Annotated in this window: 22 protein-coding genes and 1 pseudogene; 5 read left to right on the plus strand and 18 right to left on the minus strand. The window is 63.8% G+C overall.

Annotated features, from left to right (window positions below; genetic code table 11):
- Nucleotides 1-73: 73 nt before the first annotated feature.
- The 9 genes and pseudogenes from RQH14_RS22550 to RQH14_RS22590 all read right to left on the minus strand — a co-directional run bounded on the left by RQH14_RS22550 (nucleotide 74) and on the right by RQH14_RS22590 (nucleotide 7,691).
- Nucleotides 74-670 (minus strand): GNAT family protein, encoded by a 597-nt coding sequence (locus RQH14_RS22550; protein ID WP_311215344.1) that lies wholly within the window; start codon nucleotides 668-670, stop codon nucleotides 74-76.
- Between the two features lie 26 nt (nucleotides 671-696).
- Complete coding sequence (locus tag RQH14_RS22555; RefSeq protein ID WP_311215345.1) at nucleotides 697-1,560, minus strand: 3-hydroxyacyl-CoA dehydrogenase family protein; 864 nt, start codon at nucleotides 1,558-1,560, stop codon at nucleotides 697-699.
- On the minus strand, nucleotides 1,557-2,393 hold the full coding sequence (locus tag RQH14_RS22560; RefSeq protein ID WP_311215346.1) for an enoyl-CoA hydratase/isomerase family protein: 837 nt from the start codon (nucleotides 2,391-2,393) through the stop codon (nucleotides 1,557-1,559). The genes RQH14_RS22555 and RQH14_RS22560 overlap by 4 nt, the downstream gene beginning before the upstream one ends.
- Nucleotides 2,393-3,619, minus strand: a pseudogene (locus tag RQH14_RS22565) (thiolase family protein). The gene RQH14_RS22560 and the pseudogene RQH14_RS22565 overlap by 1 nt, the downstream one beginning before the upstream one ends.
- Nucleotides 3,620-3,806: 187 nt before the next feature.
- A complete protein-coding gene (locus RQH14_RS22570) occupies nucleotides 3,807-4,463 on the minus strand; it encodes a pentapeptide repeat-containing protein (protein WP_311215347.1) in 657 nt (218 codons plus the stop codon).
- The gene (locus RQH14_RS22575; RefSeq protein ID WP_231340437.1) at nucleotides 4,463-4,921 is read right to left on the minus strand and encodes an SRPBCC family protein; all 459 of its coding nucleotides are present in this window, start codon (nucleotides 4,919-4,921) and stop codon (nucleotides 4,463-4,465) included. Before RQH14_RS22575 ends, RQH14_RS22570 begins: the two co-directional genes overlap by 1 nt.
- Before the next feature lie 9 nt (nucleotides 4,922-4,930).
- A complete protein-coding gene (locus tag RQH14_RS22580; protein ID WP_311215348.1) occupies nucleotides 4,931-5,338 on the minus strand; it encodes a DUF2177 family protein in 408 nt (135 codons plus the stop codon).
- 8 nt (nucleotides 5,339-5,346) lie between these two features.
- Nucleotides 5,347-7,215, minus strand: coding sequence for an AMP-dependent synthetase/ligase (locus RQH14_RS22585; protein WP_311215349.1), 1,869 nt, complete (start codon nucleotides 7,213-7,215; stop codon nucleotides 5,347-5,349).
- Nucleotides 7,212-7,691, minus strand: coding sequence for a MarR family transcriptional regulator (locus tag RQH14_RS22590; RefSeq protein ID WP_311215350.1), 480 nt, complete (start codon nucleotides 7,689-7,691; stop codon nucleotides 7,212-7,214). The genes RQH14_RS22585 and RQH14_RS22590 overlap by 4 nt, the downstream gene beginning before the upstream one ends.
- Nucleotides 7,692-7,788: 97 nt before the next feature.
- On the opposite strand from RQH14_RS22590, the gene RQH14_RS22595 reads away from it, so the two are divergent.
- Nucleotides 7,789-8,658 (plus strand): DUF1295 domain-containing protein, encoded by an 870-nt coding sequence (locus RQH14_RS22595; protein WP_311215351.1) that lies wholly within the window; start codon nucleotides 7,789-7,791, stop codon nucleotides 8,656-8,658.
- 184 nt (nucleotides 8,659-8,842) lie between these two features.
- Here RQH14_RS22595 and RQH14_RS22600 read toward each other — a convergent pair whose 3' ends face one another.
- From RQH14_RS22600 to RQH14_RS22620, 5 genes are all read right to left on the minus strand, one after another.
- Nucleotides 8,843-10,306, minus strand: coding sequence for an amino acid permease (locus tag RQH14_RS22600; RefSeq protein ID WP_311215352.1), 1,464 nt, complete (start codon nucleotides 10,304-10,306; stop codon nucleotides 8,843-8,845).
- A gap of 239 nt (nucleotides 10,307-10,545) precedes the next feature.
- Entirely contained in the window at nucleotides 10,546-10,902 is a 357-nt protein-coding gene (locus RQH14_RS22605; protein WP_311215353.1) for a Rieske (2Fe-2S) protein, read from the minus strand.
- Nucleotides 10,899-13,379, minus strand: coding sequence for a nitrite reductase large subunit NirB (nirB, locus tag RQH14_RS22610; RefSeq protein WP_311215354.1), 2,481 nt, complete (start codon nucleotides 13,377-13,379; stop codon nucleotides 10,899-10,901). Before nirB ends, RQH14_RS22605 begins: the two co-directional genes overlap by 4 nt.
- Entirely contained in the window at nucleotides 13,379-13,726 is a 348-nt protein-coding gene (locus RQH14_RS22615) for a molybdopterin oxidoreductase (protein ID WP_311215355.1), read from the minus strand. Before RQH14_RS22615 ends, nirB begins: the two co-directional genes overlap by 1 nt.
- A gap of 132 nt (nucleotides 13,727-13,858) precedes the next feature.
- Nucleotides 13,859-15,541 carry an ABC-F family ATP-binding cassette domain-containing protein gene (locus RQH14_RS22620; protein WP_311215356.1) on the minus strand — a complete coding sequence of 561 codons (1,683 nt, stop codon included), beginning with the start codon at nucleotides 15,539-15,541 and terminating at the stop codon, nucleotides 13,859-13,861.
- A 204-nt stretch (nucleotides 15,542-15,745) separates the two neighbouring features.
- On the opposite strand from RQH14_RS22620, the gene RQH14_RS22625 reads away from it, so the two are divergent.
- On the plus strand, nucleotides 15,746-16,258 hold the full coding sequence (locus tag RQH14_RS22625) for an Arc family DNA-binding protein (RefSeq protein ID WP_311215357.1): 513 nt from the start codon (nucleotides 15,746-15,748) through the stop codon (nucleotides 16,256-16,258).
- Complete coding sequence (locus RQH14_RS22630) at nucleotides 16,258-17,124, plus strand: DUF4097 family beta strand repeat-containing protein (protein ID WP_311215358.1); 867 nt, start codon at nucleotides 16,258-16,260, stop codon at nucleotides 17,122-17,124. Before RQH14_RS22625 ends, RQH14_RS22630 begins: the two co-directional genes overlap by 1 nt.
- A 1-nt stretch (nucleotide 17,125) precedes the next feature.
- Here RQH14_RS22630 and RQH14_RS22635 read toward each other — a convergent pair whose 3' ends face one another.
- Genes RQH14_RS22635 through RQH14_RS22645 form a run of 3 tightly spaced genes read right to left on the minus strand, consistent with a single transcriptional unit; the run spans nucleotide 17,126 to nucleotide 19,668 of the window.
- Entirely contained in the window at nucleotides 17,126-17,989 is an 864-nt protein-coding gene (locus RQH14_RS22635) for a metal ABC transporter permease (RefSeq protein ID WP_311215359.1), read from the minus strand.
- A gap of 3 nt (nucleotides 17,990-17,992) precedes the next feature.
- Nucleotides 17,993-18,727 carry a metal ABC transporter ATP-binding protein gene (locus tag RQH14_RS22640; protein ID WP_311215360.1) on the minus strand — a complete coding sequence of 245 codons (735 nt, stop codon included), beginning with the start codon at nucleotides 18,725-18,727 and terminating at the stop codon, nucleotides 17,993-17,995.
- Complete coding sequence (locus tag RQH14_RS22645) at nucleotides 18,724-19,668, minus strand: metal ABC transporter substrate-binding protein (RefSeq protein WP_311215361.1); 945 nt, start codon at nucleotides 19,666-19,668, stop codon at nucleotides 18,724-18,726. Before RQH14_RS22645 ends, RQH14_RS22640 begins: the two co-directional genes overlap by 4 nt.
- A gap of 51 nt (nucleotides 19,669-19,719) precedes the next feature.
- Here RQH14_RS22645 and RQH14_RS22650 point away from each other — a divergent pair, with 51 nt between their 5' ends.
- Nucleotides 19,720-20,448, plus strand: a complete 729-nt coding sequence (locus RQH14_RS22650) for a CPBP family intramembrane glutamic endopeptidase (RefSeq protein WP_311215362.1) — start codon at nucleotides 19,720-19,722, stop codon at nucleotides 20,446-20,448.
- Here the strand turns inward: RQH14_RS22650 and RQH14_RS22655 are convergent.
- Nucleotides 20,445-20,990, minus strand: coding sequence for a hypothetical protein (locus RQH14_RS22655; RefSeq protein WP_311215363.1), 546 nt, complete (start codon nucleotides 20,988-20,990; stop codon nucleotides 20,445-20,447). The genes RQH14_RS22650 and RQH14_RS22655 overlap by 4 nt on opposite strands.
- A gap of 75 nt (nucleotides 20,991-21,065) precedes the next feature.
- On the opposite strand from RQH14_RS22655, the gene RQH14_RS22660 reads away from it, so the two are divergent.
- A partial coding sequence (locus RQH14_RS22660) for a hypothetical protein (RefSeq protein ID WP_311215364.1) occupies nucleotides 21,066-21,341 on the plus strand: 276 nt, incomplete at its 3' end.

Raw genomic sequence — 21,341 nt, forward strand, 5'->3', positions numbered from 1 at the left:
AGCTCTCGGGACATTCAGCGCACCTAAAAAGGCGAGAGCTCACCCCTCGCCGCACGCCCGGGCCACTCTTCGTCTACGCGCCGTACTTCTCCAGCCGGAACTCCAGGCCGTTACGCACAGCCGGCCATTCGTGCTCGAGGATGGAGAACACCACGGTGTCGCGGAGGGCTCCGTCGGCGCTGCGGGAGTGATTCCGGAGCACGCCGTCCTGCTTGGCGCCGAGCCGGGCAATGGCTTCGCGGGACTGCTGGTTCATCCAGTGCGTGCGGAATTCGACGGCCGGGCAGCCCAGGGTCTCGAAAGCGTGGCGTAGGAGCAGCAGCTTCGAATCCGGGTTGGTCCCCGTGCCGTGCGCGGCCGCGGCGTTCCATGTGGATCCGATTTCCAAGCGAGGAGTCACGGCGTCGATGTTCATGTACGTCGTCATGCCGATGAGCTTGCCCGTAGCGTTGGAGCGCGTGGCGAAAGGCACCATGGAGCCTTTCGCCAGCAAGTCCAGGCGGCGATCGATTTCAGCTGCCATGCCGTCCGGCGTCGGGACCGAGGTGTACCAAAGCTTCCAGAGGTCACCGTCGCGGGCTGCATCCACCAGCCCGTCATGGTGTTCCTGGCTTAACGGTTCCAGCGTCACGAAGTTTCCGGTCAGGGTGATGGGTTCGATTGAAGTCACCCGGTTAGCCTAACCGCACGCGGGGCTCAGTCGTTCCAGTCGAAGAAGCCCTTGCCCGTCTTGCGGCCCAGCTCACCGCGAGCCACTTTGTCGCGCAGGATCTGCGGCGGCGCGAAACGGTCGCCCAGCGTGGAATGCAAGTATTCGGCAATGCCCAGGCGAACGTCCAAGCCCACAATGTCGGTAGTTTTCAAAGGGCCCGTGGGGTGCTTGTAGCCCAGGACCATGGCGGCATCGATGTCCTCCGCCGACGCCACGCCTTCCTCCACCATGCGCATCGCCTCGAGGGCAATCGCGACGCCAAGCCTTGAGGACGCAAAGCCCGGAGCGTCATTGACGACGACGGCGGTCTTGCCGAGAGCCTCAGTCCAGTTTTTCGCCGCAACAGCGAGTCCTGGAGAGGTCTTCTCAGCCAGCACCACCTCAATGAGGGTGGAAGCGGGCACCGGGTTGAAGAAGTGCAGGCCCACGAAGTTGGCCGGACGGCGGAGTTCGTTGGCCAGGCTGGTCACAGACAACGAGGACGTATTGGAGGCCAGGAAAGCATCGGCGGACAAGTGCTCCTCCACAGCTTTCAGCGCTGAAACTTTGAGGTCATAGTCTTCGGGCACGGCCTCCACCACGAGGCCGCAGTGGATGAACGACTCGTAGTCCGTGGAGGTGCTGAAGCGGGACATCGCTTGCTCAGGAGTTTCGTTCAGGGTCCCTCGGGCGGCGGACTTGGCAACGGCGTCAGCAACACGGCCTTGTGCTCCGGCCGCTGCCTCGTGATCACGTTCCACCACGATCACAATGGCACCTTTGACGAGGAAGGCGTGGGCGATGCCGGCACCCATCCTGCCTCCGCCCAGGACTCCGACGACGTGCGGGATGGCGGGAGCTTCGGTCATTTCTGGGTCCTGTCGTCGGTGCCGGAAGTCGGAACGGAAGAGGCGGACGCGGCGGATGCGTCCGTGTCTTGCGATGCTTTCGCCGATTTCTTGTCAAGGAAAGCCTGCATCCGGTCAAACTTGGCCTGGGACTCAAAAAGGATTCCCTGGGCCAGGGTGTCGATCAGCGGGTGGGCTTCGGCAGGGGCGTGGAACACGGACTTGGTGATGCGCACCGCCAAGGGGTCCTGGCGTCCGATCCGGTCGGCCAGTTTGTGCGCCGCCTCCATGAGCTCGGGGGCTTCGTGGATTTCGGTGATGAGGCTGATCCGCAGGGCCTCTTCGGCCCGAAGCACAGCACCGGCGAGGAGAATTTCCTTGGCCTTCGGTTCTCCCACAAGTTCCTTGAGCCGCCAACTGGCACCTGCGGCGGCGAGGATTCCCAGGCCGGTCTCCGGGTTTCCAATCCTGACGCTCGGAGTCCCGATCCGGAAGTCGGCGGCGTAGGCGAGTTCGGCACCCCCACCCAGGCAATATCCGTCCAGGGCCGCGATGACAGGCATGGGAAGCTTGGCGATCCGGACAAAGATGGTGGAGTTGATCCCCTGCAGGGCGTCGTCACGGCGCCGTTCGCGCAACTGCCCGATGTCGGCGCCGGAGGCGAACACCCCGTCCGTCCCGGCAATGATCAGTACTTTGGGGTTCCGCTCCAGTGCAGCACAGACCTGGTGAAGCTCATCCACCATGGTCTGGTCAATCGCGTTGCGGACCTCGGGGCGGTTCAGCAGGACTGTGAGGCGGTCCTCGCGATCCTCAAGGAGGAGGGTGGTGAAGTCTTCCGGGTTCAGTGCCATTACACGCCTTCCAGCAGCATCGCGGTACCTTGTCCAACGCCGATGCACATCGTCGCCAGTCCAAGCCTGGGTCCGGTGGCGGAGGCGAGTTCACGCTCCATACGCCCCAGCAGCGTGATCGCAATACGCGAGCCGCTGGAACCGAGCGGGTGCCCCAAACTGATGGCGCCGCCGTCGTTGTTCACAATGTCGGGGTTCAACCCGAGGCGGCGCATGCTGGCGAGCGACTGCGTGGCGAAAGCTTCGTTGAGTTCAACGGCGCCCAACTGGTCCACGGTGAGCCCGGTGCGGGCCAGGATCTTCTGCGTGGCCGGGACGGGACCGATGCCCATGATCTCGGGCTCGCAACCTGCTGAAGCACCGTCGACGATGCGGGCGCGTGGAGTCAATCCGAACTTCTTGATGGCTGCTTCAGAGGCAACGATGATGGCCGAGGCGCCGTCGTTGAGCGTGGACGAGTTGCCGGCTGTGACCACGGATCCACCGGGCACAACGGGTCGCAACCCCGCCAGTACGTCCATGGTGGTGCCCTAACGTGGTCCTTCGTCGGTGTCCACCACGGTCTCGGACTTCCGGGTTTTGACCGTCACGGGAACGATTTCGTCCTTGAAGCGACCGCCCGCGATGGCAGCCAGTGCGCGCTCGTGGGAGCGGACGGCGAAGGCGTCAGCGTCCTCACGTGAAATCTTGTCCACTCGGCCTACTTCCTCGGCCGTTTCCGGCATGGAGTAGGTCATTTTGCCGTCGCGTGAGAGCTCGCCTTTGGTGAAGAGCGGGTTGGCGAAGCGCCAGCCGATGGAGGTGTCGAAGATCTGCCCGGGCTTGGCGAACGCCGTGGTGGGCTTCTCCTGAACCCACGGGGCGCGGCTCATGGACTCAACGCCACCGGCCACTACGATGTCAGCGGCACCGGACTTGATCATGTGGCTGGCCATGATGATCGCGCTGAGGCCGGAAGCGCAGAGCCGGTTCACCGTGATGCCCGGGATGTGAAGGGGAAGTCCGGCAAGAATGGTGGCCATACGGGCCACGTTCCGGTTTTCCTCGCCGGCGCCGTTGGCGTTGCCGAGGATCACCTCGTCAATGGAGTCAGGATCGACGCCGGCACGCGCCACTGCTTCCCGGACCACCAGTGCTGCGAGATCGTCCGGGCGGACGGAGGACAGCGCCCCACCGTAGCGACCTACAGGCGTTCGTGCGCCGCCAACAAGAAAAGCCTCGACCATGAGAACATCCTTCGCGAAAGTGAAAGGGACCGGCCCGGAATAATATACCGACCGTTCGTTCTATAAAGATTACACGGCCCGGCGGGCCGGTCAACAGCTGACGTCATCTGTTGCACCGCCCCGCCTGGGACCCTAAGCAAGCCGAAACGGCTCAGCACTAACCTCGAACAGGACCCGGAAGCCGGGATCACACCACCCGGATGCCGAGGTGACCAGCCAAAAGGGGCGCCATGAGGCTGAGTTGGTAGTCGTCGATAACAACCCCCGCCAGCCCCGCCAATCCGTTGATGCCACGGAACTCGGACGTCCGCAGATCAACATCCTTGAGCTTGGCCCCGGTGACGTCCAAGGTGCCGATAGTGCAATTCTTCAGGGCGATCCTGGTCCCGGCGCAGCCACCGAGATCCAACTCATTGATGATGCAGTCCGAGATCTGGAGGTCCATGAGCTTGGAGCCGCGCAGGTTCACATAGTCCAGCTTGCCGCCGTCGATCCGGACGGAGCGCCAGTTTCCCTCGTAGAGTTCAGCTGAGCCCCACCGGGGGTTGCTGATTTCCACGTCCTGCCAGGAGCTGCGTGCGGCGGTGAAGACCGGCGCGTACGGCTCCGCCAGAATGCACTCGCGGAACGTTGCGCCCCGCAACTGCGCCTCGTTGAAAGAGACACCGTTCAGTTCGCATTCGATGAAGTCGGAGCCACTCAGCTCTTCTCCGTCGGCGGAAACTTTGGTCCACCTGACGCCGTCATACCGTTCGCCGCGCTGGAAGTCCGGAGCGTCGTCGTCGCGCAGTTCTTCCAAACGGACCGGTGAAATCTTAGGGGCCACAACCTTCGCAGCCGCCATCAGAGGGATTCCGCCTTCGCTGCGATCTCCGTCAGGTCCTTGGCGAGGGCCTTGCGCGTCATGCTCATGCCGATTTTCCCGAAGAGAGCCATACCCACCTTGCTGAGGAACGAGGGCTTGAGGACCTCGGCGCCGAACGTCAGCGTCAGGTCCGTACCGCCGTCGCGCTCGGACAGGGTGAAGCGCGAGGTGTAATCAGCGCCGCCCTGAAGCGCCTTCACGGTAGTGCTGCGCGGCGGGTCGGCCTGGGACACCCACATTTCGACGGTTTCCTGCTTGCCCATCATGGTGCGGGTCTCCTTCCAGCGCGTACCTTCGCCGTACGGGCCCTCGCTGAGCAACTGGACGGAGTCGATGCCGGAGAGTGTGCCGGCCGAGCCCGGGATGTCCGAGATAACGGCCCAGACTTTCTCCGGGCCTGCCTTAATGTGCTGCGTCAGGGTGGTGGTGTGTTCCATACATCGAGCCTAGACCCGACCCCTGACAGTCCCAATTAATGCGGTAAGCCAGGTGACTACGGCGCAGACACCAACACCCCAGGCAATGTCGGTCACCGCCACCATCGGCGGGAAGTCCTTGAGGACTGCGAGCGCTGTCAACGCCCAAGTGGAGTACGTGAAGAAGCCAAACAACGCTCCTCCCGCGACCCGCCGACCCAGCGTGAGGTCCGTCTTCCCTGGCCGCACGCCATAGTGGACAATCCCGGCGACGAAAACCACGTAGAACAGCACGGCCGCCACTGGTTGCGGACTGGACGCGATCAGGTGTCCGATCTGGCTTTCATACTGCCGCTGCGCCACGGTGACGATCCATACGACGTCGATCACGGCAAAGATCACGGCTGCCAGCGCGTAGGACAGAAGCCAGCGCTTCATGCCGCGGCTCATCCCTGGCGCCGGGTGTCAGCGTAGAGGCTGTCCACGATGTGCCGTGCACGTTCGGTGAAAGCCCCACGCTTGAGTTTCATGGTGGGTGTCACGATTCCATTGGCCTCCGTGAGGTCGGTCAGCAGCAAGACGAACCGGCGCACCTGCTCGGAGCGTGCGATTTTCGCGTTCGCAGCACTGACGGCCTTGCCAATCACTGCGAGAAGCCGGACGTCGTCGATTTGGACTGCGCCGCCGTCGTCGGGGATCCGTAGGCCCTTCAGATCCGCGATGCCCTCGCGCTCGGCCCACGCCGCCAACGTTTCGGGGTCCAGCAGCACCAGCCCACCGAGGTACGGCTTGCCCTCCCCCACCATCACGGCATGGGCAACCAGCGGGTCGCCTTCAACATAGCCTTCCCAAATGGCCGGGGAGATGGTCTTCCCGCCGGCGGTGACAATGACGTCCTTGATCCGGCCCTTCAAGGTGAGCCGGCCCAGGTGGTCCAGCTCGCCGAGGTCCCCGGTCCGGAAGTAGCCGTCGAGGAACGCTTCGGCGTTGTCCGCCTGCCGACGGTAGCCGGCAAAGACGCCCACACCGCGGGCCAGGACTTCACCTTGGCCTGACAGACGCACGGTGGTACCGGGCATGGGGACGCCCACGGATCCCGAGTTGATGGAGCCGGGGAGGTTCCCCGTCAGTGGGGCTGTAGTTTCCGTGAGGCCGTAGCCTTCGATCACTGGAAGTCCGAGTCCTCGGAAGAAAAGGGACAGCTCCGCATCGAGCGCCCCGGCGCCGGACAACAGGTAATCGAGGCGTCCGCCCACCACCTTCCGCAGCCGGGCGTAGAAAAGGCGGTCGAACAGAGCCCGCCGGATGCGGAGGCCGGCGGAGGCACGGACGGTAGGATCGGCGTCGTGCGCTTCGGCAAACCGGCCCCACTCCACTGCCGTGCTTTGCGCCAAAGCCCACACGGGACCCAACCGTTTTTGAGTTGCGGCCGCAGCGGCCGATGCCTGGATTTTCTGCAGCACACGCGGAACCACCACCAAGAACGTGGGCTTCAAGGCGCCCAGCGCGGGCACCACGTCCCGAGGATCTGAGAGGTGGGCAATCCGCATGCCGTTGGCCAGGCAGATCAGCTGGAGCCCGCGCGCCAGGACATGGGCCATGGGCAGGAAGATGATGGTGTTTCCACCCTCGCGGACCACCTCCGTGTAGGCTCCGGCGACGTTCAGGACCTGCCCCACGAAGTTGCCGTGGGTGATGAGCGCACCCTTGGGCGCCGCCGTGGTGCCCGAGGTGTACACGATGGTGGCAACGGAGTCGAGATCGGCCAGCAAGCGGCGCTCCTCCACGGTGCTGTCCGGGATCCCGACGCCGCGGGCCACCAAATCTGCCAGGTCCGATCCCGGCCAGGCATCAATGGTCCAGATCCCCAGTGGCTGGATTCCTGCGTTGCTGAAACCCTGCTCCAGCAAAGCGGCGTGCTCCGCCGTGCCGCCCACGGCAAGCCTGACGTCGGCATCGGCCAGGATCGCCGTCACCTGCGGTGCCGCTGAGGTTTCGTAGACGGGAACCACGACGGCGCCGGCGAACCAGGCCGCCATGTCGGCCAGTGCCCACTCGTAGCGGGTGGGGGACATGATGGCCAGGGACTCCCCCGGCTGGATACCGGCCGCGATGAAACCCTTGGCCAGTGCCCTGACCTCGTCCACGAACTGCTCCGTGGTGACTTGCCGCCACGGATCTGTGATGGCCGCCGCTGCCGCACGGACTTCAAAAGCGATGTGCCCGGGGTTCGTCCGGACGCGCTGCATGAGCAACTCGGTGGCGTTGCGGTGCTTGGCGGCGTCAACCAGCGGCGGGGAGGTGAATTCTCTCAACGGGCACCCTCAGCTGAAAGGGATTGCAGGTGCTCCTGCATCAGGCCCAGGAGGGCGTCGAGAAAATCCCCGACGACGGCTTGGTGCTCCTCAGGCAGCGCGTCCACGTGCGCAGTGGCAGCAGACAAGAGTGGCTGCAGCAGGTCTTTGACCTGGAGGGATGCCGAACTGGTGACGTTGACGTGCACCTGTCGACGGTCTTCCGTGCTGCGCAGGCGCTCGACGTACCCGTGCGACTCCAAACGACTGACCAGCGCAGTAGTGGTGGCCGCTGTAGCACCCAAGTCCGAGGCGAGGGCCCCCACGGTGACGGGCCCCGAATCAGCCAGGACGGTGAGCGCCCTGTAGTCAGTGAGGTTGATTCCGAGCGCCCGGGCTACCTCGCGTTCGGTCTCGTTAGCCAGGCCAAAAAGACCTTGCAAGGTCCGGGAGGTCGGGTGGGCCAACTCTCCGGTAGCCTTTCCATGGTTTTGCATGGTTATATAGTAATCAAATTAGTTTGAACATCAAACGGGCTAGGGAATCGGCGTTGTGGGGAACCGCCGCTGAAGCCGCCGTGAAAGGAACAATGTCGTGAAGGATTCAGAGAGGAAGGGCCTCATAGCCCTTCCCGTGGTGGTGCTGCTGGGCGGACTCGTCGCCGCGGCCGGAAGCCACCACGGAGCAAGCCTGGCCGGGATACCGGTCTTCGCCGCCGCAGTCGCCGTCGCGTTCATCATTCAATGGCTTGTCTTCATCCCGTCCTTCAAAGCACAGACAGAGAAGTACTTCGACCTGACCGGCTCACTGACCTATGTAGCCATCACCGTCCTGCTGGTGCTTGCCACACCTGGAATTGATGCCCGATCGCTGCTCCTCGCGGCCATGGTTGCCGCGTGGGCCCTCCGCCTGGGAACCTTCCTGTCCCGGCGGATCCATAAGTCCGGCAAGGACGACCGCTTCGACGAGATCAAGCCATCATTCGTCCGCTTCCTCAATGTCTGGACCATGCAAGGACTCTGGGTGGTCTTCACTGCCGCAGCGGCCTGGGTGGCCATCACCAGCACCAACCGGGTGGCTTTGGACTGGCTGGCCGTCCTCGGATTCGTGGTGTGGGCGGCAGGATTCGTCATCGAGATCGTGGCCGACCTGCAGAAGAGCCGGTTCAAGGCCAACCCCGCCAACAAGGGAAAGTTCATCTCCACCGGACTGTGGTCCAAGTCCAGGCACCCCAACTACTTCGGCGAGATCCTCCTGTGGACCGGGGTGGCCATCATCGCCATCCCGGTGCTCCAAGGCTGGCAGTGGGTCGCACTGATCTCCCCGATCTTCGTGACACTCCTGCTCACCAAGGTCAGCGGCATCCCCCTGCTGGAGAAGAAGGCCGACAAAACCTGGGGCGGCGAGGCCGGGTACGAGGCCTACAAGAAGAGCACCCCGGTGTTGGTCCCCAAGCTCGGCTAGGCCGCACAGCAGGCCCCGCAAAGCAGGCTGATTTCATTGCGAGGCCCGCTCTGCACGCTTCACACCCCGTTTTAGGGGGCAAAGCGGGCCCCGCAACACGGAGCCCGCACAACGAAAACGGCGCGTGCCCCCGAAAGGAGGCACGCGCCGTCGTACGTTTGAAACGCTGGAAACCAGAGGAGTCTTAGCTGAAGAGCTCGCTCTTGGGTTCGTTGTTCTTGACCTTCTGCCAGCCGAGCCACAGCACCAGGGCGAAGAACGGGATGGTCGCGAGGGTCCACAGGCCCAGCAGGAAGACCTCGCCGGTTTCCTTGTCCGTCATGGAGTCGAAACCGATCAGCACGGTGATCGCCAGCAGGGCGATGAGCCCCACCCAGCTGGTCCACGGCGAACCGGGCATCGGCAGGCTGGAGACGTTGCCGCGCTTCTTCCGCAGGGCAATCTGGCTCGCGAAGATGGAACCCCACGTGAAGATCACGCCGATGGAGGCCGTGTTCAGTGCGAGGTCGAACGCGTGCGAGCCACCCAGCCAGATGTTGAGCAGGATACCGACGAGGTAGACGCCACCGATCGCCAGGATGGCCGCGTAGGGCACATGGCGGGTGGACATCTTGGTGAGCCACTGCGGGGCATGGCCGTTGTTGGCCATGGTGCGGAAGATACGGCCGATCGAGTACAGGCCCGAGTTGCAGGAGGACAGCGCGGCGGTGATGACGATCATGTTCATGACGTCGCCCATCCAGCCGAGGCCCATCTGGCCGAACACAGTAACGAAGGGCGAGGTACCGGCTACGTACTGATCGGACGGCAGCAGCATTGCGAGCAGCGTCACCGAACCAACGTAGAAGACCACAATACGGACCACGACGGCGCGGATCGCCTTGGGAACTTCGCGTTCCGGGTTCTGCATCTCGCCTGCGGTGATCCCAACGAGCTCGATGGCGTTGTAGGCGAAGATCACGGCGTTGAGGACCAGGATCATCACCAGCCCACCCTTGGGGAACATGCCGCCGTCTTCGTGGAAGAGGTTGGCCACAGAGGCGTTACCGTCGCCCACCTTGGCGTTGGTAACAACCATGAACGTGCCAACAGCCAGGAAAATCACGATGGCCGCGACCTTGAGGCAGGAAGCCCAGAATTCGAACTCGCCGAACGCCTTGACGCTGAACAGGTTCACGGCCACCAGCAGCACCAGTGCTGCGATGGCGGACAGTTCGATGGGCACGTTGGGGAAGAAGAACTGGAAGTAGAGGCCGATCGCGATGAGCTCAGCAATGCCTGTCATGGCCCAGTTGATGAAGTACATCCAACCGGAGAGGAAGGCGCCCTTCTTGCCGAACATTTCGCCGGCGTAGCTCACGAAGGAGCCGGAGGTCTGGCGGTACATGATGAGTTCGCCGAGGGCGCGCATCAGCAGGTAAGCGATGACGCCGGCAATGGCGTAGGAGAAGATCAGGGCCGGACCAGTGGAAGCCAGACGGCCACCGGCGCCCATGAACAGACCGACGCCGATTGCGCCACCCATGGCGATCATGGTGACGTGACGGCGGCTCAGGGTCTTCTGATATCCCTCGGCGCTGAGGTTGGAGTCCGAGGCTGCAGATGAGGCCTTGGAGCTCTGGAGATCTGTGGGAGTACTTTGCGGCACAGCTGTTCCTTGTGGGTTGGGGTGTTGCTGTAGGTGTTACGCCAGTGCCGGAACACGGGCGGCTTTGGCACACATAATTCGACCTTTTCCCCTTTGGAGGAGCCGAAGTGTGACAAAGAACGCAGAACGCCGAAGCTTCGCGCAACCCGTCTATCTTACGGGATTAACCCCAATGCCCGTGACGCAGGCAACAAGGAGCTGTGGATAAGGGCCAAAACACCTCTGGATCCCGACACCGTTCAGCCCATGTCCAGCACAATATTCCCGGCCTCATCTGCGAAGACTCTGTAGGTCCGCAAGGGTTTGGCGCCGGTGGTGGAGCAGCCTGATTGGAGTTCGAAAGCGTGTTGATGAAGCGGGCACATCACCACTTGCTGGTCGATGGTGCCGTCCGCGATCGGGCCACCTTTGTGCGGGCAAACACCCGAGACTGCCCGCAGGTTTCCATCCCGCAGGCGGAACACCGCTACCTGCTCGCCGTCGATCCCGAAGGCCCGGCCCTCACCGAACGGGATTTGGTCAAGGGGGCCTAGAAGGTGCTGAATGTTCGATCCGACGCCGGACACGGATTCGGCGCTCACTGGCTGCGCATTCATCGGACCGGCACCTGTGGAAGGACGGTCAGGGGCAGGGAGGTCCGGAATTGGCCAGGCGTCAGGGGGTCGTCGCGTTCGCTCCACGGGTCCACGTAGCTGTCCACCGAAGCTTGCATGGAAGCGTCCAGGCGGGCTGCGATCCCTTCGGAATCGTCCAGGATGACGCTGCGGATGTGCTCGATCCCCACCCGTGGCACGAACGCATAGGTCCGTTCCAGCCAGTTGGCGTTCTCCCGGTAGTACTGCATGAACCGGCCTGTCAGCAGCGTGACTTCCTCGGGCGTGTCCACCGTGACCAGGAGATCACCCTTGCGGATATGGGCACCGGCTGCTCCTCCGACGTAAATTTCCCAGCGGCCACCTTCCACGGCCACCACACCCACGTCTTTGACCAGGGACTCCGCACAGTTGCGGGGGCAGCCGGAGACGGCGAGTTTCAGCTTTGCCGGCGCTTCAATTCCCTGGAACCTGGACTCCAACCCGATCCCCAATCCCGTGGAGTCCCCTGTTCCGAACCGGCAATAGTCCTTCCCTACACAGGTCTTAACCGTGCGGAAACTCTTGCCGTAGGCGTACCCGGACGGCATGTCCAGATCGGCCCAGACCTGCGGAAGCTCTTCCTTGGGCACCCCCAGGAGATCGATTCTTTGCCCGCCGGTCAGCTTGATCAGGGGAATGTTGTGCTTCTCGGCGACGTCCGCGATCCGCCGGAGCTGCTGCACCGAAGTCACCCCGCCCTTCATCTGCGGGACCACGGAGAAGGTGCCATCGCGCTGGATGTTGGCGTGGACGCGGTCGTTGATGAACCGCGCGTCGCGTTCGTCCACGTAGTCCCCGGCCAGCATCATTTTCATCAGCGACGCCAGCCCCATCTTGGATTTGGCATCCTCAGCACTGCCCGGAGCCAGGGCGGCAAAGACCTCTGACACGGAACGAAGCCCACGAGACCGGATCTCAGCCATCAGGGAGGCCTTGTCCAGCGGAATTCCGGGAACGTAGTAGGTGGCTGCCGGGTCCTCCTCCACAGCACCGCCGGCCGCCCACTCCACCACCTGGGTGACCATGAGCTTGCACGATCCGCAGCCTTTTCCAGCCCGGGTGGCGTCCATGGCAGCGGATACCGAAGCGCACCCGCCGCGAACTGCGGAGACCAACGCGCCCTTGGAGACGCCGTTGCAATTGCAGACCTGGGCGCTGTCCGCCAGCTCGGCAACACTCTCTTCCTCCCCCGGTGACCCGAGGTCGAACATCAGCGAGAGCCGCTCCTCCGGAAGGGGCAAGCCTTGATCAAAAGCCTGGGTCAGGTAGGCCACCTTCCGGCTGTCACCCAGCAGCGTGGCACCCACCATTTTGTTGTCCCTGATCACGATCGACTTGAAGACTCCGCGGCTGGGTTCGGAGAACACGATGTGCTCGTCGCTGTCCCGTTCCGGGCCATGAAGCCCCATGGAAGCGACGTCGACGCCGGCCACCTTCAGTTTGGTGGCGGTCCTGGACCCCAGATACATCGACGAGCGGTCCACGCCCGTGACGTGGTCGGCCAGCACGGCGGCCTGCTCCCACAAAGGCGCCACCAGCCCGTACACCTCGCCGCGGTGCTGGACGCACTCCCCCACGGCGTAGATCTCCTCTTCGTCCATCACCCGCAGGTGGTCATCCACCACGATTCCGCGCTCCACTGCCAAACCACTGACGACGGCGACATCCACGTTGGGTCTGATGCCTGCGGTGACCACCACCATGTCGCAGTCCAGGTTGGGTTGATCGCGCAGGCCCACCGCGGTGATACGGTCCGATCCCAGGATCGCCGTGGTCCGGCTTCCGGTGTGCACCCCGATGCCCAGCGCCTCGACGCTTCGCCGCAGTATTGCACCGCCGTCGGGCCCCATCTGGGCGCTCATCAGGTGCCCGCCCGAGTGGACCACGGCGACGTCCAGGCCGTAGGCCTGCAACCCCCGTGCTGCCTCCAACCCCAGCAATCCACCGCCGATCACCACGGCCCTGCTTTGCTGATCGCGATGGTGCTGGTCTTGGGCAAACTGGATCATCCTGCGGGTGTCGTCCATGGTCCGGAAGGTGAAGACGCCGTTCCGGACCGTCCCGCTGGGGGTGTAGATGCCATCCATGGGTGGCAGGAAGGAGCGGCTGCCCGTGGCGATGATCAGGTGGTCGTACTGGACCACGCGGCCATCGGCGGCGAAAACATGCCGGCTGAACTTGTCGATCCGATCCACGCGGACCCCGGCGTGGAGGGTGATGTTGTTCTCCTGGTACCAGGGCAGGGCATTGAGGAAGATGTCCGCATCGCTTTCCTCGCCGGACAGGACGTGGCTGAGCATGATTCGGTTGTAGTTCCCGTAAGGCTCGTCTCCGAACATGGTGATGTCGAAGAGGTCGCCGCCACCCCGGGCAAGGATCTCCTCCACGGCCCGGGCGCCGGCCATGCCGTTTCCGATCACTACCAGCCGCTTTTTCATCAGTGCTCCACCATGCCGAGATCCACCACCACGGTTCCCCGCACTCCGGCAGGGGCCACGATGAACAGTTCGATCACGGACCCGCCTTCGGTGTCTTCCACCACCCTGAGCGGGATGTGGACATCGCCCTTGGCCCCGATGGGGAAATAGCGCAGGGGAATACGGTCGCGCATCAACACCAGGGTGATCAGTTCAGGGCTGGAATTGCCGCCCCGGAAGTACAGCGTCTGGTTGACCACGCCATCTGGAACAAAGTGCGAAAGTTCAGCGTGGATGGGAACCGGTTTATCCAGCCCGGTACCTTCGAAGTGGTAGATGCCCTGCAGGAAGAGATTCTGGATGATCACGGGACAAGTCCTTTCGGCCGGTTCCCTTCCCATGGTGCTCCGCCGTTGTTTCAAGACGCTCGATGCCGTGTTTCCACCCGCAGGACAGGGGGTAACGATCCGTTTGCGGAGAGCTCACCAGCGCAACGCGGACTACAGCAGTTCGCCGCCCTGCATCCCGTAGCGGACCCACGAACCTGCCAAAGCGCCCCGGCCGGAGCCGGCGGTACGGCCGCCGTCAACGCGGGCACAGTGATCGAACCACTCACCCAGGGCGCGGTCGTGGCTCACGATCACCAGGGTCCCGGCGAACGACGCCAATGCTGCCTCCAGCTGTTCCACCAAGACGGGTGCCAGATGATTGGTGGGCTCGTCCACAATCATTGTTTGGTACCCGCCCAAGAGCAGCCGGGCCAAGGCGAGGCGGCGTTGCTGCCCCGCGGACAGGCCACCTACGGGCACGTGGAACTCGGCGGGCCGGAAAAGACCCAGGCGAAGCAAGCCCTCCGCGTGTTCATCGATGTTCCCACCGAGCCCCGCGGCGAATGCGGGAAGCAACCGCAGCCCCGGACGCGTGGGAACGTCGAGCTCTTGCTGCAGGTACCCCACCTTGCCGCGGACGTTCACCGACCCCGCGGCCGGTTCCAGGTTCCCCGTCAATACGGACAGCAGCGTGGATTTGCCGGCTCCGTTGGGCCCGGTGATGAGTACCTTCTGGCCGGCTTCAACCCTAAGGTCGGTGGGTTCAAGCCTCCCCGGGACGCTGATGCCGTGGGCTTCCAGTGCTGGTTCGGACATCACCTCTGTCACAGAACCCAGCGGAGCTGCCAGTGTCAGCGGCACCGGTGGGCGGTCCACCGGGTTCTCTTCGAGCCGGCGGAGCCGTTCCTGGGCGTTGCGCACCTTGCTGGTGACCGCGCTCTGCCAGGTTCCGGCCTTGAACGAGAAGCCCATCTTGTCGTTGTCGCGCTTGCGTCCGTAGCCCATACGGTCGGCAACGGTGGCAGCTTGGAGCCGTTCGGCAGCCATGGCATCCAGCCATTCGTCGTACTCCTGGACCCAACGGGCACGTTCGGCGGCTTTCTCGCGGAGGTAGCCTTCGTAGCCGTTCCCGTAGCGGTTCACGGACCGGCGGTCGGCGTCCACTTCGATGATGGTGGTGGCGACCTTGCGCAGCAGGACACGGTCGTGCGAGACCACTACCACCGTGCCGCGATGCCCGGCCAATCGGGACTCAAGCCAGGCGGTACCGTTCGCGTCAAGGTGGTTGGTGGGCTCGTCCAGGAGCAACGCTTCGGCAGGATCGGCCAGCAGGCATGCCAGGGCCACCCGTTCCTGCTCGCCGCCGGACAAAGAACCAAGTGTTCGACGGCGGTCCAAGCCTCCCAGCCCCAACTTGTCCAGCGCTGCTTCCACCCGCGATTCGGCAGCGTAGCCCTCGCGGAGTTGATACTCCGTTTGCAGGCTTCCATAGAGTTCAAGTTCCTCGGTGTCGGCGTCGGCCAGGCCTGATTCGAGGTCAAGGATGCGGGCTTCAAGGGAACGCAGCGAAGCCAGGGAGGAATCGATGGCATCTCCTACGGTCACCGACTCGGAGAAACCATGGGTCTGCGCGAGGTAGCCCACGCGGTAGCCGGGATTGCCGCTCAGGCCGGCCGCGCCGTCGTCGGGCGTTTCCGCGCCGGACAGCAGCCGCAACAGCGTGGATTTGCCCGCGCCGTTCTCGCCGACGATCGCCACGTGCTCGCCGTGGTGGATGACGAGGTCAACGTTGGTGAGAAGTTCGCGGTCCCCGTAGCCGTGGGAAACGCCGGAAAGGTAAAGGTGGTCAGTCAAGAGGTATCCTCGCAAGTCCGCAGTGGGTGGCCAAAAGCCGTGTGGGTACTGGGGATGCAGCCGCAGATAAGGGGCTGCGCTCAAGACTTCATCGCTCCAGCCTGCCCGGCGAACGCGGCGCCGTCAAGCCGGGGCACCGCGGGTGACACCACGTTGAAACCGAAAACTCTTGCAATGACACCATAGTGACGTCATGATGGTGTCATGCAGCTCAACCAGTACGTCTCCGCCGTCCAGCACCAACTGGACACTGCCGCCGACGCCGGAGGTCCGGAGGCAAGGGCCCTCAGCGAGCGGCTCACCGCCGCGGTGGAATCCACGGTGCGCCTGGTCCTCCTCGAGGCTCTCTCCGACGCGGCCAGCGAGATCACCCTGGAGCTTGCCCCGGGCTCGGTGGAGGTGAGGCTCCGCGGCCGCGACCCCGAATTCGTGGTCAGCAATCCAGCCACCGCCAACGACTTCGAGGCCGCAACGGAACAACCGCGCCAACGCACCATTACGCCCGAAGACCTCGATGGCGCCGGCACTTCCCGCACCACGCTACGGCTCCCGGAGCACCTCAAGCAGCAAGTTGAGGATGCCGCCGGACAGGAAGGGCTATCTGTGAACTCGTGGCTGATCAGGGCTGTCGCAGATGCCCTCAACGGCGGCAGCCCTTCCCAACGGAAGGTACCCCGCGAACCCGGCGAACAGAACTTCACAGGATGGGCACGCTGATGGCAACCTTCCAGACTCCGCAACCCTTCGCCGTCGTGGTTGATGTTTCCGTCCGCGCAGATATCTGGGTCGTGGCGCGGGACCGCACCGACACCGAAGTCACCGTCCAGCCACGCAAAGCCAAACGCTCCCTGGATGCCAGGATGGCCGAACAGACCACTGTGGACTACTCGGATGGCCGCCTTCAGATCAGGCTCCATCCCGCGATCCGCCATACGTGGTTCAGCGACGGCGGCGCCGTGGAGGTCACCGTGGAAGTTCCCAACGGCTGCAGCCTGGAGTTGAAGTCGGCCATGGGCGACCTCCGCTGCGACGGCGAATTCAGCACCGCTGACCTGAAGACCGACTTGGGCCACATCCGGATTGACCACTGCGGCGAGCTCCGTGCCCACACGGACCTGGGTGACGTGACCGTGGAACGCGCCTCAGGACGGTCCAGGATCAAGACCGGTTCAGGCAAGATCCGAATCCGCGAAATTGACGGCGTTGCCACGGTCAAAAACGGCAACGGGAGCACCTACATCATGGATGCCGCCGGCGAGCTCAGCATCAGCGCTGCCAATGGCGACGTCTCCTTGGAACGGGCCGGTGCATCCACCATCATCAAGGCATCCAGCGGCGACATCACGGTGGGCGAAGTTTCTGCCGGCACCCTCACCGCCCAGACGGCAGCGGGCGCGCTGTCCATCGGCGTGCGCCAAGGCACTGCGGCCTGGCTTGACCTCAAGACCAAATATGGACGGTTACGCAACGCACTCGACGCCACCCATGGACCTGGCGAATCCACGGACACAGTAGAGATCCGTGCCCGCAACGCCTACGGCGACATCACGGTGACGCGCTCACCCGCAACAGCGCACGCCTGAGCTACGCCGTTGCCGTGGCCCGCTTCCGGCGCGCTTTGGCCAGCCGCGTACCGATCAGCCCCTGCCGCGGGCTGAACAGATAGACGAACGCGAACACCACGCCTTGGGTGAGCACCACCATGGCCCCCGATGCTGTGTCCAGGTAGTAGCTGAGGTAGATGCCGGCCACGGAGCACACCACGGAAATCACCGGTGCAATAACCAGCATCCGCGAGAACCGGTCCGTCAGCAGGTAGGCGGTGGCACCAGGGATGATCAGCATGGCGACCACCAACACCACGCCCACAGTCTGCAGCGCAACCACCGAGGTCAGTGCCAACAAACCCAACAACAGTGCGCCAAGCCTGCGGGGCGAGAGGCCGATCGCGTGCGCATGCGTGGGATCGAAGGCGTACAACGTGAGGTCGCGGCGTTTGAGGATCAGGATCGCAAAGGCCACCACGCCCAGCACCACCACCTGGATGAGGTCGGGGATGCTGACGCCCAGCAGGTTGCCGAAGATGATGTGGTTCAGGTCGGTTTGGCTCGGGGTCACGGAGATCAGGACCAGGCCGAGCGCGAACAGCGAGGTGAACACGATGCCGATCGCAGCGTCTTCCTTCACCCGGCTCGTGTTGCGGACCACCCCGATCAACGTCACCGCGATCAGCGCGAACACCAACGCCCCCAACGCGAACGGCGCACCCACGATGTACGCGAGGACGACGCCGGGAAGCACCGCATGCGAGACGGCGTCGCCCATGAGGGACCAGCCGATCAGGACGAGCCAGCAACTCAGCACCGCACAGACCACCGCGGCGATGGCCGTGGTTGCGAGCGCCCGCACCATGAAGTCGTAGCTCAGGGGTTCCAGCAGGAATTCCACGGTTCAGCCCCTGTTCATGACGTCGAGGCCGAAGGCCATGGCCAGGTTCTCAGGTTGGAGCACGGTGTCAGGACTTCCATGCATAAGCACCTTGCGCATCAGCAGCACGGCTTCGTCGCAGAGCTGGGGCAAGGCGTGGAGGTCGTGGGTGGAGATCAGGATGGTGGCGCCGTCTTCCGCCAGCTCACGGAGGAGCCGGGTGATGGTGGCCTCGGACCGTTTGTCCACGCCTGCGAATGGCTCATCCAGCAGCATCATGGTGGCACCCTGGGCAATGCCACGGGCCACGAAGGCCCTCTTCTTCTGTCCGCCGGACAGCTGGCCGATCTGCCGGTCGGCGAACTCGCTCAGCTCCACCCGTTCCAAGGCGTGCTCGACGGCGTCCCGGTCGGCTTTGCGGGGCCGGCGCGTGAATCCAAGGTGCCCGTAGCGGCCCATCATCACCACGTCCCGGACGGACAAGGGGAAGGCCCAGTCCACGTCCTCGCTCTGGGGGACGTAGCCGATCCCGGCGTCCTTGCGCATTTTCACGGGCGGCTCTCCGTGGATGAGCACCCGGCCGGAATCGGGTTTCACCATGCCCATGATGACTTTGAACAGGGTGGATTTGCCCGAGCCGTTCATCCCCACCAGGCCGCAGATCCTGGAATGCTCCAGGGTCAGGGACGCAGAATCCAGGGCCAGGACTTCACCGTAGTGGACGGTGACGTTCTCTACGGCGATCGCGGGGGTGCTCATGGCGTTCCTCCTGTCAATGCAGTGGTGATGACCTTGGCGTCGTGGCGCATGAGGTCCAGGTAGGTGGGAACAGGCCCGTCAGCCTCGGACAGGGAATCGACGTACAGCGTCCCACCGAACTTGGCTTCGGTGGCACCCACCACCTGCTGCATGGGAGCATCCGAGACAGTGGATTCACAGAACACCGCCGGAACCTGGTTGTCCTTGACGAACTCTATGGCCCGGGTGATCTGCTGTGGCGTTGCTTGCTGCTCTGCGTTGACTGCCCAGATGTAGACCTCCTTGAGGCCGGCGTCGCGGGCCAGGTAGGAGAAGGCGCCTTCGCAGGTTACCAAGGCCCTTTGTTTCTCCGAGAGGACGGACAGCTTGGACACCATCTCGTCCTGCACGGTCTGCAGTTGGGCGTTGTAGGCCTTGGCGTTGGATTCGAACTCTGAAGCATGGGATGGATCCAGCTTCGCGAAGGCCTTGGCCATGTTGTTGGCGTAGATCTGGACGTTCTTGGGCGACATCCAGGCGTGTGGGTTCGGTTTTCCCTGATAGGAGTCCTCGGCGATGGGCATGACCTCCACGCCGTCGCTCACCACGGCGTGCGGCACGTCCAGGTCTTCCACGAACTGGGCGAACCAAGCTTCGAGGTTGAGCCCGTTGTCCAGGATCAGGTCGGCTTGGGCAGCTTTGCGGATATCGCCGGGGGTGGGCTCGTAGCCGTGGATTTCGGCCCCGGCTTTGGTGATGGACTCGACCCGGAGTTTATCCCCGGCAACGTTCTTGGCGACGTCGGCCAACACAGTGAACGTTGTGAGCACCACGGGTTTGTCATCATCTCCCGCGGAGGAATTCCCGCCACAGGCGGAGATGCCCAGGGCAAGGGCGATGACGGTGAGGACAGTAGCGAAACGGCGGACATCTTTGGCGCGCCGAAACGAAAAGTTAGGCATACCGAAAAGTGTAGCCAAGCAAGGGCCACCCGGCAAAGCTAGGCTGGTCACATGGGCACTCTTTCCACCAAAGCATCTTTGTACAGATTCACTGCCCTTGACGCCGTAGCGGTGGCCGTCTACCTCGCCTTTACCGCCTACTTCACCTTCGCGGGTGAATCCGTGGAGCGGCTGATGCTCCAGCTCTTTCCCGAGCCAGCCACCGCGTCCTACGCCGTCAACGCCATCTTCTATGCCGGCGTCGGAATATTCGCGGTGGCCTCAGCCTGGCGGGTGATGGGCAGGGACCTCAAGATCCTGGGCACCCGGCCATGGTTCACCCTGGGCATGATTCCCTTGGCGATCGTGGTCATGCTCATTCTCACGGCCCTGCTGGTGGCGGCCTTTGGCACAGCTCAAAGCTCAGAGAACCAGCTGGGCATCCAGGGCCTCCTGCAGCAGGTGCCTGCATGGCTCATGGTGCCCTTGCTGGTGCTGCTGGGCCCCTTTGTTGAGGAGTATCTGTTCCGGCATTTGCTGATCGGCAAGTTGTCGCGGTACCTGAACATCTGGGTCTGCTGCGTGATCTCCGTGGTGGTCTTTGCCTCCATCCATGTGGTGGGCCGCGAGGGACTGGTGCTGTCCGCGTTGGCGCCGTACCTTGGCATGGCCGTGGTCCTCGTGGCGGTCTATGTCTGGACGGGGAAGAACCTGATGTTCTCCTACTTTGTCCACGCCGCCAAGAACCTCATGGCCGTAGTCCTCATCTACGCCATCCCGTCCGAGCTGCTGCCCAGCTAGGAAACGCTCTTCCCCGTCAGCACCACCCGGTGGCTGCCTGAAGTACGCCCGGTGATGTAGACCTTCACGCCGTAGCTGGCGTTTGAGCCTCCCGGATAGCGGTAGGCCTCCCCCGGGTTGTACACAGGCGGGCAGTCCGGGTCTGCTGCGTTGCCGGGGCCAAACTCGATCACGTCGTTCCCCACACGGTAGGCACCCGTCCCGGAGGTCAGCTGGAATGTCCCGGACCCAGCGCCTGCCTCCTCCACCCCGCTGAGCTGCCCACCCGCGCGGAAGGTCAGCTCCAGGGCGTACGAGGTTTCGGCGCCGTCGAAGTCCAGCTCCAGTTCCACTGTTCCGTCCGCAGTGTTCGGCGTGACCGTGATGGACGTTGCCAGACGATGCTCCACGGTGGGCCTGTTGCCGAAGTCCATGGAGGCACTGAAGCGTCCTTCGTGGACCAAAGGATAGATGCCGTCCGAACGCTGCACTTCCACCGGCAGCGGAAGGTAGAAGTTCGCGCTCAGCTCATCTCCGAGGCGAACCGCGGGACCATCAACCACGGCATGCTGGCTGCGGAACGGCCCGAGGTCGAAGAAGCTCCGCGATAGCCGCACATCCGTCAGGACCGCCTCACCGTGACTGAAGCGCAGGAAGGTGGGATTGGTGGCAAGCCCGGAGCTGATGCCGGACGTGGCATCGTCACACCCGCCAAAAACCGTGACCGCACTCCGTCCACCCCGGAATCGATGGATTCCACAGCTGACCAAGCCCGCATGCCCGGGAGTCATCGCCGCCGGGAGGCCTTCCCGCGCCTCCACGGCCGGAGGCTCCGCGGCCGGAGGCTCCGCGGCTGGAAGCTCCGCGGCTGGAAGCTCCGCGGCTGGAAGCTCCGCGGCTGGAAGCTCCGCGGC

The sequence above is a fragment of the Arthrobacter sp. WCS2018Hpa-7 genome (assembly GCF_031843805.1).
In the GTDB taxonomy this organism is placed as follows: domain Bacteria; phylum Actinomycetota; class Actinomycetes; order Actinomycetales; family Micrococcaceae; genus Arthrobacter.